16 protein-coding genes are annotated in these 13,803 nt (G+C 68.1%); 3 read left to right on the plus strand and 13 right to left on the minus strand.

Annotated features, from left to right (window positions below):
* Nucleotides 1–189 precede the first annotated feature (189 nt).
* From Q8Q80_RS17370 to arsA, 3 genes are read left to right on the plus strand one after another with little or no spacing between them, the layout of a single operon-like run.
* The gene (locus tag Q8Q80_RS17370; RefSeq protein ID WP_305634125.1) at nucleotides 190–1,113 is read left to right on the plus strand and encodes a DnaJ C-terminal domain-containing protein; all 924 of its coding nucleotides are present in this window, start codon (nucleotides 190–192) and stop codon (nucleotides 1,111–1,113) included.
* A gap of 3 nt (nucleotides 1,114–1,116) precedes the next feature.
* On the plus strand, nucleotides 1,117–1,425 hold the full coding sequence (locus tag Q8Q80_RS17375; protein ID WP_305634126.1) for a chaperone modulator CbpM: 309 nt from the start codon (nucleotides 1,117–1,119) through the stop codon (nucleotides 1,423–1,425).
* Nucleotides 1,426–1,435: 10 nt separating this feature from the next.
* Nucleotides 1,436–3,229 carry an arsenical pump-driving ATPase gene (arsA, locus tag Q8Q80_RS17380; RefSeq protein ID WP_371132783.1) on the plus strand — a complete coding sequence of 598 codons (1,794 nt, stop codon included), beginning with the start codon at nucleotides 1,436–1,438 and terminating at the stop codon, nucleotides 3,227–3,229.
* Here the strand turns inward: arsA and Q8Q80_RS17385 are convergent.
* The 13 genes from Q8Q80_RS17385 to Q8Q80_RS17445 all read right to left on the minus strand — a co-directional run.
* Nucleotides 3,216–3,383, minus strand: a complete 168-nt coding sequence (locus tag Q8Q80_RS17385; RefSeq protein WP_305634127.1) for a lipocalin family protein — start codon at nucleotides 3,381–3,383, stop codon at nucleotides 3,216–3,218. The two genes, arsA and Q8Q80_RS17385, sit on opposite strands and share 14 nt — an antisense overlap.
* Before the next feature lie 8 nt (nucleotides 3,384–3,391).
* Nucleotides 3,392–3,754 carry a putative quinol monooxygenase gene (locus tag Q8Q80_RS17390; RefSeq protein WP_305634128.1) on the minus strand — a complete coding sequence of 121 codons (363 nt, stop codon included), beginning with the start codon at nucleotides 3,752–3,754 and terminating at the stop codon, nucleotides 3,392–3,394.
* A gap of 185 nt (nucleotides 3,755–3,939) precedes the next feature.
* Nucleotides 3,940–4,308: a cytochrome c gene (locus tag Q8Q80_RS17395; protein ID WP_305634129.1), complete on the minus strand. Its 369-nt coding sequence runs from the start codon at nucleotides 4,306–4,308 to the stop codon at nucleotides 3,940–3,942.
* Between the two features lie 78 nt (nucleotides 4,309–4,386).
* On the minus strand, nucleotides 4,387–6,378 hold the full coding sequence (locus Q8Q80_RS17400) for a pyrroloquinoline quinone-dependent dehydrogenase (protein WP_305634130.1): 1,992 nt from the start codon (nucleotides 6,376–6,378) through the stop codon (nucleotides 4,387–4,389).
* A 590-nt stretch (nucleotides 6,379–6,968) separates the two neighbouring features.
* The gene (locus tag Q8Q80_RS17405) at nucleotides 6,969–7,367 is read right to left on the minus strand and encodes a hypothetical protein (RefSeq protein ID WP_305634131.1); all 399 of its coding nucleotides are present in this window, start codon (nucleotides 7,365–7,367) and stop codon (nucleotides 6,969–6,971) included.
* 26 nt (nucleotides 7,368–7,393) lie between these two features.
* Nucleotides 7,394–8,092, minus strand: coding sequence for a carbonic anhydrase (locus Q8Q80_RS17410; protein ID WP_257092458.1), 699 nt, complete (start codon nucleotides 8,090–8,092; stop codon nucleotides 7,394–7,396).
* Nucleotides 8,093–8,108: 16 nt separating this feature from the next.
* On the minus strand, nucleotides 8,109–8,561 hold the full coding sequence (locus Q8Q80_RS17415) for an SCP2 domain-containing protein (protein WP_305634132.1): 453 nt from the start codon (nucleotides 8,559–8,561) through the stop codon (nucleotides 8,109–8,111).
* Nucleotides 8,558–9,484 carry a U32 family peptidase gene (locus Q8Q80_RS17420; protein ID WP_305634133.1) on the minus strand — a complete coding sequence of 309 codons (927 nt, stop codon included), beginning with the start codon at nucleotides 9,482–9,484 and terminating at the stop codon, nucleotides 8,558–8,560. Before Q8Q80_RS17420 ends, Q8Q80_RS17415 begins: the two co-directional genes overlap by 4 nt.
* A 16-nt stretch (nucleotides 9,485–9,500) precedes the next feature.
* Nucleotides 9,501–10,538: a peptidase U32 family protein gene (locus Q8Q80_RS17425; RefSeq protein ID WP_305634134.1), complete on the minus strand. Its 1,038-nt coding sequence runs from the start codon at nucleotides 10,536–10,538 to the stop codon at nucleotides 9,501–9,503.
* Nucleotides 10,539–10,671: 133 nt separating this feature from the next.
* The gene (locus Q8Q80_RS17430) at nucleotides 10,672–11,451 is read right to left on the minus strand and encodes a peptidylprolyl isomerase (protein WP_257092470.1); all 780 of its coding nucleotides are present in this window, start codon (nucleotides 11,449–11,451) and stop codon (nucleotides 10,672–10,674) included.
* Nucleotides 11,452–11,485: 34 nt separating this feature from the next.
* Complete coding sequence (gene narI, locus Q8Q80_RS17435) at nucleotides 11,486–12,223, minus strand: respiratory nitrate reductase subunit gamma (protein ID WP_305634135.1); 738 nt, start codon at nucleotides 12,221–12,223, stop codon at nucleotides 11,486–11,488.
* On the minus strand, nucleotides 12,220–12,921 hold the full coding sequence (narJ, locus tag Q8Q80_RS17440; RefSeq protein WP_305634136.1) for a nitrate reductase molybdenum cofactor assembly chaperone: 702 nt from the start codon (nucleotides 12,919–12,921) through the stop codon (nucleotides 12,220–12,222). The genes narI and narJ overlap by 4 nt, the downstream gene beginning before the upstream one ends.
* 2 nt (nucleotides 12,922–12,923) lie before the next feature.
* Nucleotides 12,924–13,803: 4Fe-4S dicluster domain-containing protein (locus Q8Q80_RS17445; RefSeq protein ID WP_371132784.1), on the minus strand; the 880-nt coding region annotated here is incomplete at its 5' end.

Below are 13,803 nucleotides of genomic sequence, written 5' to 3' on the forward strand. Positions count from 1 at the left end.
GCTTCGCGGTCAGGTCGTTCACGCGGGTGATCCGGCTGCTGTCCTTCGTCTGTGGCCATCGGACAGTGCATGGCCTCATTGATCCGCGTCATGTATCCGGGCGTACTGACGGACCATCATCGGTCTGCCACGATTTGCAGAAGGTAGTTGAAACGTGGGCCGGCGCAGTCGTGAACAGGGAGCGCATACGTGGACTTCAAGGATTACTACCAGACACTGGGCGTCGCGCGCGAGGCAAGCGCGGAGGACATCAAGAAGGCTTTCCGCAAGCTGGCGCGCAAGTACCACCCGGATGTGAGCAAGGAACCGGGTGCGGAAGCACGCATGAAGGAGATCAACGAGGCCAATGCGGTGCTGTCCGACCCGGAAAAGCGTGCGCTCTACGATCAGATGGGCAGCGGCCATCAGCCGGGCCAGCCCTTCCAGCCTGCGCAGGGCTGGGACAGCAACTTCGAGTTCTCCGGTGCCGATGCGGCAGACAACAGCGATTTCTTCGCCAGCCTGTTCGGGCGCGCGGGTGGTGCGCGCCGGGCGGGGGCTTACCGCATGCGCGGCGAGGATCACCACGCGAAGGTCGACATCGACCTGCAGGACGCGTATCAGGGCGCGAGCAGAACGATCAGCCTGCGCCGGCCGCGTGTGAATGAACACGGTCAGGTCGTGCTCGATGACCACACGCTTGAAGTGCGCATCCCGAAGGGCGTGAAGGAAGGCCAGCACATCCGCCTGAGCGGGCAGGGTGCGCCCGGCGAAGGCGGCGCGCCGGCAGGCGATCTTTACCTCGAAATCCGCTTCACACCGGATGCCCGCTATCGCATCGACGGCCGGGACGTGCATGAAGCCGTACCGGTCACGCCGTGGGAAGCCGCACTGGGCGGGCCGATCGAAGCGCCCACTCCGTCGGGACCGGTGACGCTGACGGTGCCGGCGGGGTCGCAGACGGGCCGCAAGCTGCGTCTGAAGTCGCGCGGCATTCCGGGTGATCCGCCCGGCGATCTGTACGTCGTGCTCGAAGTGGTGCTGCCGCCGGCCGACAACGACACCGCGCGCCGCCTCTACGAAACCATGGCACGCGACCTGCATTTCGATCCGCGCCACACTGCGGGAGCCTGAGCAATGACACACGACGACATCCTGACCGGCGAACTGCTTGACGACGCACGGCTCACCCTCGACGAACTGGCGCAGGCCTGCGCGGCCGAACCCGGCTGGATCATCGAGCGGGTCGAAGCCGGGTACCTGTGCTGCATGGACGCCGGGCACCCCCAGGCGTGGCGCTTTGCCAGCGCGGAACTGGTTCGTGCTCGACAGCTGCGCTCGATGGAACGCGACTTCGATGCCAACCCGGAGCTGGCCGCGCTGGTCGTGGACCTGATCGAAGAGGTCAGAGGGCTGCGGCAGCAACTTTCGCGTGCGCGGCATTGAGGGCGATGCGATGACGATGAAACTGCTGTCCGGCGCGACGCGCTATCTGTTCTTCACGGGCAAGGGCGGCGTGGGCAAGACGTCGCTGTCCACCGCGACCGCGATCGCACTGGCCGATGCCGGCCGGCGCGTGCTGCTGGTCAGCACCGATGCGGCGTCCAATCTTGATGAAATGCTCGGCGTGCCGCTGAGCAACCAGGCCACGCCGGTGCCCGGCGTATCCGGTCTGTCGGTACTCAATATCGACCCGGACGCTGCGGCCGAATCGTATCGGCAGCGCGTGCAGGCGCGGATGGCACCGGACACGACCGCTGCCGAGCGCGCCACCGTGCGCGAACAGCTGTCGGGTGCGTGCACGACGGAAATCGCCGCGTTCGACGAGTTTTCCGGCCTGCTCGCCGGTGCCGCCGACGGCTTCGATCATGTTGTGTTCGACACCGCGCCCACCGGCCACACGCTGCGCCTGCTGAGCCTGCCGAAGGCGTGGAGCGGCTTCCTGCACGGCAACGACCGCGGTGCGTCGTGCCTCGGTCCGCACTCCGGACTGAAGATGCAGGAAGCGCGCTTCAACACCGCCCTGAGCACGCTGAGCGATGCCGGCCAGACCACGGTGGTGCTGGTGACGCGGCCCGACCACGGCGCCATCGGCGAGGCGGCGCGCACTTCGGACGAATTGCGTACGCTCGGCCTGGGCAACCAGCGACTGGTGATCAACGGCCTGTTCCGCGCGACCGATCCGGGTGACAAGGTGGCGGCCGCCATCGAAGCGCTGGGGCGCCAGGCGCTGCGCGACATGCCGGACAGCCTGCGCGCGCTGGCGCAGGACATCGTGCCACTGCGGGCGTTCGACACCGTCGGTCTGCCGGCACTGCGCGCACTGATGTCCGACGCGCCGGTGCTTCCGGCGCAGCCGTCGCGGCCGGTGGCCGATTCGCTGGCCGATCGGGCGCCGCCCGCCGACTGTCTGGCAAAGCTGGTCGATGAACTGGCCGCCGGTGATCGCGGACTGATCATGGTGATGGGCAAGGGCGGCGTCGGCAAGACCACGATTGCCGCGGCGCTGGCGCTGGGCCTGGTGCAGCGCGGCAAGTCGGTGCATCTGAGCACGACCGATCCGGCCGCCCACCTCACCGCAACGCTGGGCACCGGGGTGCCGGGGCTGAAGGTGGATCGCATCGACCCCGCGGCGGAGACGCGGCGCTATGTCGACAAGATCATGGTCGCGCGCTCGCCCGGGCTGGATGAACAGGAACAGGCGCTGCTGCTTGAAGACCTGCGTTCGCCATGCACCGAGGAAGTGGCCGTGTTTCATGCGTTTTCACGCATCGTCGGCGAGGCGCGCAGCGCCTTCGTGGTGCTGGACACCGCGCCGACCGGGCACTCGCTGCTGCTGATGGATGCCACCGGCGCCTACCACCGGCAGACCCTGCGCGAATACGAAGGCCGCGCCGGCGCGCACCTTGTGACGCCGCTGATGCGCCTGCAGGACGCGGCCTACACCCGCATCATCCTGGTCACGCTGCCCGAAGTGACGCCGGTGTCGCAGGCCGCCGCGCTGCAGGACGATCTGCGTCGCGCGCAGATCGAACCGCATGCCTGGGTCGTCAACAAGTCGATACTCGCCGCGGGCACCCGCGATCCGCTGCTGTCCGCCCGTCTGGACGGAGAACGCGCGCAGATGGCGCGCATTGCAGCCGGTCTGGCGCGGCGCACGTACGTGGTGCCATGGGTGACCAAAGCGCCGGTCGGGGTGGCCGCGCTGTCCGCACTGCTCGGCGCACCGACCCGGCCTACTGAGGCGTGAGTTCGATCTTCGGAATGTCGAAGCCCGTTGCGGCCAGTCGCTCAAGCAGCGCCTGATGGCGCGCCTGATCGACGCGCGGGGTTTTCGACAGCCGCCACAGATCGTCGCGACCGGGTTTGCTGACCGCCGCCATCGTTCGGCGGAGCGGCCGCATCGGCTGCTTCAGCGACGGATGCCGCCTTCCTCAAGCACGAAATACTGCGGTTTCAGGCCGGCCAGCGGTTCGAGCAGCTTGGCGATTTCGGTTGCCGGTGCGTGCACCTCGATGCGGGTGATGTAGGCGAAGGCCAGCACTTCCTGCAGCAATGCGCCGACATTCTCCAGATGGGCGAGTACGGCTTCGGCATTGTCATAGCCTTCGCGGCAATGCGCCGTGCAGCCGCTGAACGAAAAGGCGTAATGCACGCAGCCCGGCTCGCTGCGCGTGCGCTCGACGAAGCGTTTGCCGAGGGCCTTGAATTCATCAACCTTGTCGGCCGGCACGTCGAAGTAGGGAACGAGGGTGCATACGGTGTCTTGATTCATGTCTGTTGCCTCCTGAGGTTCGAAATCTGCACGATATGGCTCATGCTCGCTGCCGCAATCCGACTGCCGGGATGCGGAGTGGCCGGAGTATGCCTCAGCCGGGCTGCGCCGGGCGTGCTGCCCGGCTGAGGCCGGGTTGCAGACAGTCACAGGCCGATCGAGGACGTAGACAGGAGGCGGGCCGCCTACCACTTTCCGATGGACTTGATGTAGGCCACCAGTTCCCAGATTTCCTCCTGCGTGAACACCTCACCCCAGGGTGGCATCGGCGTGGCGCCGCGGCCGCCGTCGCGGATGGTGTTGAACACGTATTCCGCCTCCAGCCCCTCGCGTTCGATGAACAGCGCCGGCTTGTGGCCGTGACAGTAGTCGGCGCAGGTCGACTGGAAGCGGTCCTGACCGAGCTTGATGCGTGCCGGATCGGCGAGGTCGAAGGGGGCGGGGCCGGCGGGCGTTGCGCCATCCGGGGTCTTGTCCGGCAGCACGGCGTTGAAGGCCATTGCCGACGCCATGCCGCTCATGAGCGCTGCGAAGATGAGTTTCCGTATATCCATGGATCCGTTCCGGGTGTTGCGGGAAGTTCGATGGCCGTGCCGCACGACAGCGCGACACGGCCCGGACATCGGCGGCGTTCAGTCGACCTGTACGGCCACCAGCTCCGCCGGCAGGCCGGCGCCACCGATCGGCACCACGACGTACTGCTTGCCGCCGGCGCGATAGCTCATCAGCGCGCCGAATGCCGCACCCGGGAGCTTCACCTCGCCGAGCACGTCACCGGTGCGCGCGTCGTGCGCATACAGGAAGGGCTCCTTCTCGTCCGCGGTCGCCTGCGTGATCAGCGCATTGCCGCGCGACGAAAGGCCGAGCACCGAGTTCGTGCCTTCCGGTGCCAGGAAGAGCACGTCGTCGGTCAGCGCGATGAAGCTTTCGCGCGGCACGCCGACGCGGTCCAGCTTCAGGTCCTTGAGCGCCGGGTGATCGACCGGGCCCTTGCCCGCCGGCACGCGCCACAGGTGCTTGCCGGTGTTCATGTCGATCGCGGTGACGGTGGAGAACGGAGGCTTGAACAGCGGCAGACCTTGCGGACCGCCGACGCCGGCCCAGGTGCCGGTGTAGTCGTACACGCCTTCGTTCTCCTTCTTCAGCTTGATGCCGAAGGGGATGGTGAAGGACGGCACGTACAGCACATTGGTTTTCGGGTTGTGCGCCGCACCGGCCCAGCTCGCGCCGCCCAGCACGCCCGGTACCTGCAGCGTGCCGGCCTTGTCGGTCGTGGGCGGCGTGTACAACGGGCCGTAGTTGTAGCGCGACAGGATTTTCTTCGCCTCTTCCTTCAGCTGCGGCGTCAGGTCGATCAGGTCGTCCTCGCTCACGCCCTGCTGCACGAAGGGCGCAGGCAGGCTGGGGAAGGGCTGGGTCAGCGACGAACGTTCGCCCGGCACCGAAGATTGCGGCACCGGCTTTTCGGTGATCGGCCACACCGGCTGCCCGGTGCTGCGGTCGAAAGTGAACACGAAGCCCTGCTTGGTCACCTGCGCCAGCGCCTTCACCTTCTTGCCATTGACCGTGAGGTCCATCAGGTTGGGTGCGGTCGGCAGGTCGTAGTCCCACAGGCCGTGGTGCACGATCTGCTGGTACCAGGCGATCTTGCCGGTCTTCGCATTGAGTGCGACCACGGATTCGCCGAACAGGCCGTCGCCCTTGCGGTGACCACCGTAGAAGTCGTTGGTCGGCGTCGAGAAGGGCAGATAGACCAGACCCAGTTCCTCGTCGCAGCTCGGGCGCGACCACATGTTGGCCGAACCGGTGGTTTTCCACGAACCGTCTTCCCACGTTTCGTTGCCCGGCTGGCCCTCCTGCGGCGGCTGCTCGAAATGCCATACGCGCTTGCCGGTGCGGATGTCGAAGGCCTGGATGTCGCCCGGCGGATGGTTCTTCATCGGCGCGCGGCCGACGGCGAACGAATCGAGCACGGCCAGACTGGGCACGATGGTGTTGCCGCATACGATGGGCGGCGAGGTCAGGGCAACCAGCGAGCGGTCGACGAAGCGGCGCAAGCCCTTGGTCATGTCGATGCGGCCCTTGTCGCCCCACGACTCGATCGGCTTGCCGGTCTTCGCATTCAGCGCGATCAGGTAGCCGTCGCCAGTGCCGACCAGGATGCGCTTGTCCTCACCGTTCGCCCAGTAGGACAGGCCGCGGCTGATGAAGCCGAGGTTGGGCGGTGTGCCTTCGACATAGGCCTTGGGGTCGTAGGTCCACAAGGTCTTGCCGGTCTTGCCGTCGATCGCCGATACCATGGACATCGGCGAGCTTGAGTACAGCACGCCGTCGATGGCCAGCGGCGTCGATTGATTCACCCAGGTACGCAGTTCCGCGTTGTCCTGCCACACCTTGTTGTCCGGCATGGCCCAGCGCCAGGCCACCTTCATCGATTTCACGCTCTGCGCGTTCACCTTGCCGCCGGCCAGATAGCGCGAGCCGGCTTTGTCGCCGTTGTATTCGGTCCAGTTCCCGTCGCTGGCCGCGGCCATCGCCAGCGGCGCGGCGCCGAGCATGATGGACAGCCACAATGTCTTCCTTGCTGCGCGGGGAAAAGCGCCCGCAGATTTCAGCATCGCCATGTTTCCTCTCTCCAATCGAGTTCGTTGTGTTCGTGTGTGGATCGCATCGGCGGCCTGCCGGTGCGTGTCACGACGACGCAAGATCGATGCCGCAGGAAATCAGGGAAATGCTCCCGGAATGGTGCGGGAAATCGGCGCTCGGGATACGGGTGTCTCGGATTTCGGGGCAGGCGCAGAGACGGCTGTATCGCCGCCCGGGGCGTTGTCTCACTGCGATGCGCCGGTGCGTGACGCGGGCTCGGCAGTGATCTCCTGCATGTCTGTCGTACCTCTTCCGCGATCCGGAGTCGGATACCCCCCTACGCGACCGGCGACGGTGTCGCACTGCAACGGTGGTTGCGGTGGTGACCATTGCGTTGGGCATCGCTGCGCTCACCCCAACCTACGGGGGCCGGCCGCTACGCGGGTGTCCCCACCTGATCGGCGATGGTGTCGCGCGAGCGACGGTGGCTGCGGTGGTGAGGATTGTGTTGGGCATCGCTGCGCTCACCCCAACCTACAGCGACCGACCCGTAGGTTGGGGTGAGCGCAGCGATGCCCAACAGGGCCGCCGTCGCCGGAAAGAAACCGACATTGCGCGGCGGCCCGGTTCAGTTGCGTTTGCCGGGGCGCAGATGGCGAAAGCCGGCAGGTGCGTGCGACACGATGGAGGAGGCGACCAGCAGCAGCCAGAAGATGCCGGCGGCGAACTGCGGCAGCACGATCATGGCGGCGACGCCTGCCAGCTTGAGCGGGATGAACAGACCGGCAAGTTCGAGCGCATGGCGCGGCTTGCTCCACACCTCGATGCCGTACAGGCCGAGGCCGGTCAGCAGCATCAGTGCAGCGGCTGCGCGACGGTATTCATCCTGCCCGGTCAGCAGAGCGCTGCCGACCAGTACGACGCCGACCAGATGCGCCGAACGCAGCGCGACCAGCAACCAGCGGCGGCCGGGAAAGTCGCGCCGGTTGCTCGGCGCGAAGTCGTGGGGCAGGTCGTGGGTCGACATGGCGCGAGTATGAACGAGCGCCGGGCTCACCATGCATCCACCGGGCTGATGTCGTCGCCGGCGAAAGGCAGGAAGGGGCCGGTGCCGCTGTGTTCGGAACTGGACGCCGGCACGAAGGCGCCCTGGTGCACGTCGAACACATGCACTTCGCCGTCCTCGATGACGTAATGCCAGCCGTGCAGTGCAAGCTGCCCGGCGTCCACCTGACGGCGCACCATCGGGTAGTCCATCAGCCGCTCCAGCTGCAGCACGACCGCGCGTTGTTCGGTGCGGCGCAACGCTTCGTCGGTGAGCTGCACCGGCAGCACCGCCTCGCGGCCGAGGTCGAGCCAGGCGGCGAGGTTGGGTGCCGTGTCGGGGTCGACGCCTTCGTACAGCGCGCGCACGCCGCCGCAGTGGCTGTGACCGCACACGATGATGTGCGCCACCTTCAGGTTCAGGATGGCGTATTCGATGGCGGCGGTAGTGCCGTGAAAGCCGGCCAGCTGTCCGCGGCTGGCACCGATGTCGTAGGGCGGCACGAAGGCGCCGACGTTGCGCACGATGAACAGCTCACCCGGCCCGGTGCCGGTCAGCAGATAGGGCACGAGGCGCGAATCCGAACAGCCGATGAACAGGATGGTCGGGTGCTGGCCGTCGCGCACCAGATCCTGGAACCGGTCCTGCACGCCGGGAAAGGTGTGGTCGTGAAAGCGGCGCAGGCGGGCGAGCAGTTCGTCGGGCATGGGGCGGACCTCCGGTTCAGCGTGGCGGCGACGGCCAGTGCAGCAGCGGGCCGATGGCGTCCAGCGTGTTCTTCAGCAGCAGGCCGTATTCGGTGTCGCCCTCCATCACCAGTGCGCGTTCGAAGAACAGCCGGTCGGCATCCTCGTCGCCGCGCAGCAGGCGCAGGTAGCTGGCGGCGTCGGCGGCGATGCGCAGCGTGACCGGGCCGTGGTCCGGGGCGCTGCGGAAGCGGCCGTCGCGCAGTGCAAGCCGGAGCCGCACGCCGAAGTCACGCACCTCGATTTCGACCGTGTGGCCGGCGAGCGCCGCGGCCGCGTCGACAGGCAGGCGCGGGCGCAGCGTGCGGTTCAGCGCGGCCGCCAGCAGCAGGGAAGGCGGCTGTATCGGCAGGCGTGTGATCAGCCTGCGCAGCGCCGCGGGCGGCGGCGGCAGTGCGGGCAGGGAGGAGGTCGGCGAAGCGGTCGTCATGCGGGCATCCTTTCCAGTCCGGGGCGGCGGTGTGCGTAACCATTGACCAGACCGCCGGGCAGGCTCAGCGCGTCCAGTTCAGCGGCGGCGGCGAGGGCGTCGGCGCCACTGTTACAGACCGAGTCGAACAGCGCGGTCACCGTGCCGAAGTGCTGCGCGGTCGGCGACAGCCGTGCCCGGCGCACGCCGGCGGCGCGCAGCGCCGGTGCATCGGCGATCAGGCAGTGCTGAGCGGCGGACTGCGTCTGGATGCCGTTCAGCGCGAGGAAGGGCTGGCCTTCGGTGGTGTCGAGCAGCAGGCCGTCCGGGTGTTCGATGCAGCGGAAACCGCAGTCGTCCTTGTTCAGGTGGAAGTGGCGTGCGGTGAAGCAGCGTGCGGAGAAGGCCAGCGGCAGCCGGCCGAAGGCGAACACTTCGGTGGCGATCGGCGTGTCGGCGCCAGGTCCGCCGGCTACCGGCGCGGCCGGCGGGTTGATCAGCGCCAGCGCATCCAGCCCGAGCTCGACCGGCGCCACCCAGCGTATCGCGCCGAGCGCGGCGTGTTCGCGCAGCGCCGGCTCGCTGTAGACATTGATGTGCGGGCCGAGCACGAAGGGCCGGCCGGCCAGTGCGCGCAGCGCCGAGGCATCGCCGGCTTCGACCAGGAATTCATGCTGGTCGGCCCAGCGATGCATCGCGCGCAGGTCGGCGACGGATTCGAGCAGCGCCTGACTGGCCAGCACCACCTCCTTGCCGCAGGCGGCGAGCTCGCGGGCGAGTGAGAGCCAGTCGTCGGCTTTCATTTCGTGGCGGCGGCTGCACACCACCTCGCCGAGCACCACGGTGTCGGCGGGTGACTCGGCCACTTCGGCGTAGAAGTCGAGCAGGGTGCGGCGCGGCCAGTAGTAAAGCACCGGGCCGACGGTGAGGGCGATGCGGTTCATGGGCGTATCCATCGGTTCAGCGCCACGGGCGGTCGTAGGCGCCGAGCGTGTGCTGCTGGCCTTCGGCCCAGCGGCCGAGCGCGGCGGTCCATTCCGGTTGCACGGCGAAGCGCGACGGCTGCGCGGCGCAGTCGTCGATGGCGGCGCGCCAGACGCGGGTGACCTGTTCGACGTAAGCCGGGCTGCGCTGGCGCCCTTCGATCTTGATCGCGGCGATGCCCATGTCCATCAGCTGCGGCAGCAGCGACAGCGTGTTCAGGCTGGTCGGTTCTTCCAGCGCGTAGTCGCGCGTGCCGTCGACGTCGAAGCGGCCCTTGCACAGCGTGGGGTAGCCGCGCGGCTCGTCCGGTGCGTAGCGGTCGATCAGCACGCCGTTCAGGCGGGCCGACACGCCGCCGGCGCCGTCCTCCCAGCGTACGGCCGATGGCGGCGAGCACACGCCGGCCGTGTTCGGCGACTGGCCGGTGGCGTAGGACGACAGCGCGCAGCGGCCTTCGACCATCACGCACAGGCTGCCGAAGCCGAACACCTCGATCTCGACCGTGCTGTGCCGGCACACCTGTTCGACCTGCGACAGCGTGAGTACACGCGGCAGCACGGCGCGGCGGATGCCGTAGCGTTCGCGGTAGAACTCGATCGCCTCCCGGGTGGTGGCGGAGGCCTGCACCGACAGGTGCAGGCGCAGTTGCGGATGGTGGTCGCGGGCATGGGCGAGCACCGCGGTGTCGGCGCAGATGAGCGCGTCGATGCCGAGCTCGGCCGCGGCATCGACCGCGGCGAACCAGCGCTCGGGCGCGCGTGCGTCGGCGAAGGTGTTGAGCGCCATCAGCACTTCGCGGCCGCGGCTGCGGGCGTAGGCAATGCCCTCGCGCGCCTGCGCGAGGTCGAAGTTCAGGCCGGCGAAGTTGCGCGCGTTGGTGGCGTCTTTCAGGCCCATGTAGACGGCGTCGGCGCCGGCGTCGATGGCCAGCGTGAGGGCGCGCAGCGAACCGGCCGGGCAGACGAGCCGGGGTTTGCGCGGGGAAGGAGAGGCGGCGTGTGTGGAGGCGGACATGTGGAGGCGGATCGGATGCACGGGACGCCGCGGGCGGGGAGGCCCGCAGCGTCGCCCAGCTTAGGCAGCGGGCCGGGACGGCATGTTGACGAGGGTCAGTGATCGTTGCGTTGCCGCACGGCCACGCCGAACTTCACTGCACCAGCGGCGAGTCGGCGCGGTTCAGGTCTATGCCTTCGACTTCGGCCTCGCCGGCCAGCACGCTCAGGTACTGGCGCAGCGCGGTGACGAAGCTCTGCTGGCGCAGCGCGCCGGCGACCGCACCGCGCACCGACTCGTAGGCCTGCGTCCGGCCGGGATCGCGTTCGAGCACCTCGACCACGTGCAGGCCGAAGCGGCTGTGCACCAGGCGCGGCAGCACGCCGACCTCGACATGGCCGAACAGCTCGCGCGCGAACTCCGGCGCGCAGTCGGTGGGCGTGAGCCAGTCCAGCTCGCCGCCGTGCGCCCCGCTGGGGCAGTTCGAAAACTGTTCGGCGGCGTGCGCGAACACGTCTTCAGCCTTGCCGTCGTGGCAACGCACGTCGAGCAGCACGCCTTCGGCGCGCTTGCGCAGCGCCACCACGTCGACGCCCTGGGTGACGGCGAACAGGATGTGCCGTACGCGCACCCGCTCGCCGGTGCGCCACGCCGCCTCGTGCGCCGCGTAGTGGCGGGCGCACGCTTCTTCGGATGGCTCGGGCACCTGCACCGAACGTTCGATCAGCAGGTCGATGGCGGCCGAAGCCGCTTCGCTGATGACGCCGTCGGGCGTCGGCAAGTCGTCGGCCGACAGCAGGCCGGCGCGCTGCGCCGTCTGGCGCAGCAGTTCGGTGTAGGTGCGCTGCTGCAGGGCTTCGTGCGGCAGCGACTCGCCGGCCGTGCTGACCGCCACGCCGTTGACCCGGGCGACGGCGGCGGGGGGGGCTTGCATCGATGTGTCCATTGCGGTTTCCATGTCGGTTTCCTCAGACGCCGGCGCCGGGCTGGCGCGGCTGGTTGTGGCCGGCCGGCACGTTCAGCCGGCGTGCGCGCACCACCTGATACGGACGGAACAGGTAGAGCACGGAGGCGAAGCCGCTCCAGACATGGACCAGGCGGGTGAAGGGGAAGATCAGGAAGATGCTCATGCCGAGGAACATGTGCATCTTGAATACCCAGCCCGCGTCCGCCAGCAGTTCCGGTGCGCCGGCGCGGAAGGTGACGATGCGCTGCGCCCATTCGGCCAGTTTCATCATCATGCTGCCGTCCAGATGCTGCGCCGACAGCGGGATGGTGGCCAGGCCGAGCAGCAACTGCAGCCACAGCAGCACGACAATGACGATGTCGCTGGTTTTCGAGGTGGCGCGGATGCGCGGCTCGGTCAGGCGGCGGTGCAGAAGCAGCGTCAGGCCGACGAAAGCCAGCACACCGGCGATGCCGCCGGACACCATGGCGACGATCTGCTTGTCGCCCGCGCCGATGAAAGGTTCGTAGAGGAAGTGCGGCGTGAGCATGCCGAAGAAGTGGCCGAAGAACAGGAACAGCACACCGATGTGAAACAGGTTGCTGCCCAGGCGCAACTGGCCGCGGCGCAGCAGCTGCGACGAGTCGCTCTTCCAGGTGTACTGGTCGCGGTCGAAGCGCAGCAGGCTGCCGATGAAAAACACCGCGAGGCAGATGTAGGGGTAGTAGCCGAACAGCAGGTTGTCGAGCCAGGTAGTCATGGTTGCGCTCCTTGGGTGGCGGAGGACTTGCGGACGATATGTATGGGTTGCACGGCGCCGGGTTTGGCCTGGCCTTGAGACGAACAGCCGTCGAAGGCCAGCGGCTCGACCCAGCTTTCGTCGATCGGTTCGTCGGGCGCGATCGTCACGGCCTGTGCCTTTTCGCCGGCCAGTTCGATCAGTGCGCCGAGCACGCTGGCATAGGGGCTCTGCCGCTGCAGCAGCGCCGAAAAGATGACGGTGAAGATGTGCGCCATCTCGCCGAGCAGCGCGCGGGCTTCGGCCGCCGGCTGCGTTGAGGCGAACTCCAGCACCGCCGGCAGGAAGTCGGGCAGTTCGCCTTCGGCAAGGTAGAGGCCCGCCTTCTCGTAGGTCTGCGCCAGGTCGATCATCGCCGGGCCGCGGTCGCGCGAGTCGCCGTGCACGTGCTCGAACAGGTGCAGCGAGGTGCGCCGGCCGCGGTCGAACAGTTCGACGTAGATCGCTTCGGCGTCGAGCGGGTCGGCGTCGGCCAGCGAGCGGATCAGCGCGTCGAGTTCGCCCAGCCGCACGACAGACAGCGCGCCTTCGGCGCGCAGCGCCCCGCCCAGTTCCGGCAAGTGGGCGCGCAGCGCGGCGTCGGGGTAGGACAGCAGGTGCGCGGCCACGCGCAGCGTGTGGGCGATGCGCGTCGGGGTGGATGCAGTGAACAGGCCCATGATCAGACCACCGCCTTGATCGGAATCGTGCGGCGTTTCGATCCGCCGAACAGGCTGCTGTCGGAGCTGCCTTCCGAGCAGCCATTGCCGAACGAGAAGCCGCAGCCGCCGCGCACGTCGAAGGCGTTTTCCGCGTATTCGCGGTGCGCCGTCGGAATGACGAAGCGGTCTTCGTAGTTGGCGATGGCCATCACGTGGTACATGTCCTCGACCGCTTGCTGGCTCATGCCGACCTGGTTGAGCGCGGCAAGATTGATGCGGCCGTCGACATGTTTTTCGCGCTGGTAGGCGCGCATCGCCAGCATGCGTTCGAGCGCGCGCACCACGGGGACCGTGTCGCCCGCCGTCAGCAGGTTGGCGAGGTACTTCACCGGGATGCGCAGCTGGCTCACGTCCGGAATCTCGCCGTTGTCGCCCAGCTGCCCGGCGTTGGCCGCGGCGGTGATGGGCGAGAGCGGCGGCACGTACCAGACCATGGGCAGGGTGCGGTACTCGGGGTGCAGGGGCAGCGCCACCTGCCAGTCCACCGCCATCTTGTAGACCGGGCTGTGGCGCGCGGCGTCCAGCCAGTTGTCCGGGATGCCGTCGGCGCGCGCCTGCGCGATCACCGCGGGGTCGTGCGGGTCCAGGAAGAGGTCGATCTGGGCCTTGTAGAGGTCCATCTCGTTGGGCACGCTGGCGGCTTCCTGGATGCGGTCTGCGTCGTACAGCAGCACGCCCAGGTAACGGATGCGGCCCACACAGGTCTCGCTGCACACGGTGGGCTGGCCGGCCTCGATGCGCGGGTAGCAGAAGATGCACTTCTCGGCCTTGCCGCTCTTCCAGTTGTAGTAGATCTTCTTGTAGGGGCAGCCGCTCACGCACATGCGCCAGCCGCGGCAC

Origin of the sequence: Methyloversatilis sp., assembly GCF_030698125.1 — a bacterium.
In the GTDB taxonomy this organism is placed as follows: Bacteria; Pseudomonadota; Gammaproteobacteria; order Burkholderiales; family Rhodocyclaceae; genus Methyloversatilis.

Excerpts from the sequence above, each read along its gene's own strand:
- Q8Q80_RS17375 (WP_305634126.1), top strand. The coding sequence starts at position 1,117 with ATGACACACGACGACATCCTGACCGGCGAACTGCTTGACGACGCACGG.
- arsA (WP_371132783.1), top strand. The coding sequence starts at position 1,436 with ATGACGATGAAACTGCTGTCCGGCGCGACGCGCTATCTGTTCTTCACG.
- Q8Q80_RS17385 (WP_305634127.1), bottom strand. The coding sequence starts at position 3,383 with ATGCGGCCGCTCCGCCGAACGATGGCGGCGGTCAGCAAACCCGGTCGC.
- Q8Q80_RS17390 (WP_305634128.1), bottom strand. The coding sequence starts at position 3,754 with ATGAATCAAGACACCGTATGCACCCTCGTTCCCTACTTCGACGTGCCG.
- Q8Q80_RS17395 (WP_305634129.1), bottom strand. The coding sequence starts at position 4,308 with ATGGATATACGGAAACTCATCTTCGCAGCGCTCATGAGCGGCATGGCG.
- Q8Q80_RS17400 (WP_305634130.1), bottom strand. The coding sequence starts at position 6,378 with ATGGCGATGCTGAAATCTGCGGGCGCTTTTCCCCGCGCAGCAAGGAAG.
- Q8Q80_RS17405 (WP_305634131.1), bottom strand. The coding sequence starts at position 7,367 with ATGTCGACCCACGACCTGCCCCACGACTTCGCGCCGAGCAACCGGCGC.
- Q8Q80_RS17410 (WP_257092458.1), bottom strand. The coding sequence starts at position 8,092 with ATGCCCGACGAACTGCTCGCCCGCCTGCGCCGCTTTCACGACCACACC.
- Q8Q80_RS17415 (WP_305634132.1), bottom strand. The coding sequence starts at position 8,561 with ATGACGACCGCTTCGCCGACCTCCTCCCTGCCCGCACTGCCGCCGCCG.
- Q8Q80_RS17420 (WP_305634133.1), bottom strand. The coding sequence starts at position 9,484 with ATGAACCGCATCGCCCTCACCGTCGGCCCGGTGCTTTACTACTGGCCG.
- Q8Q80_RS17425 (WP_305634134.1), bottom strand. The coding sequence starts at position 10,538 with ATGTCCGCCTCCACACACGCCGCCTCTCCTTCCCCGCGCAAACCCCGG.
- Q8Q80_RS17430 (WP_257092470.1), bottom strand. The coding sequence starts at position 11,451 with ATGCAAGCCCCCCCCGCCGCCGTCGCCCGGGTCAACGGCGTGGCGGTC.
- narI (WP_305634135.1), bottom strand. The coding sequence starts at position 12,223 with ATGACTACCTGGCTCGACAACCTGCTGTTCGGCTACTACCCCTACATC.
- narJ (WP_305634136.1), bottom strand. The coding sequence starts at position 12,921 with ATGGGCCTGTTCACTGCATCCACCCCGACGCGCATCGCCCACACGCTG.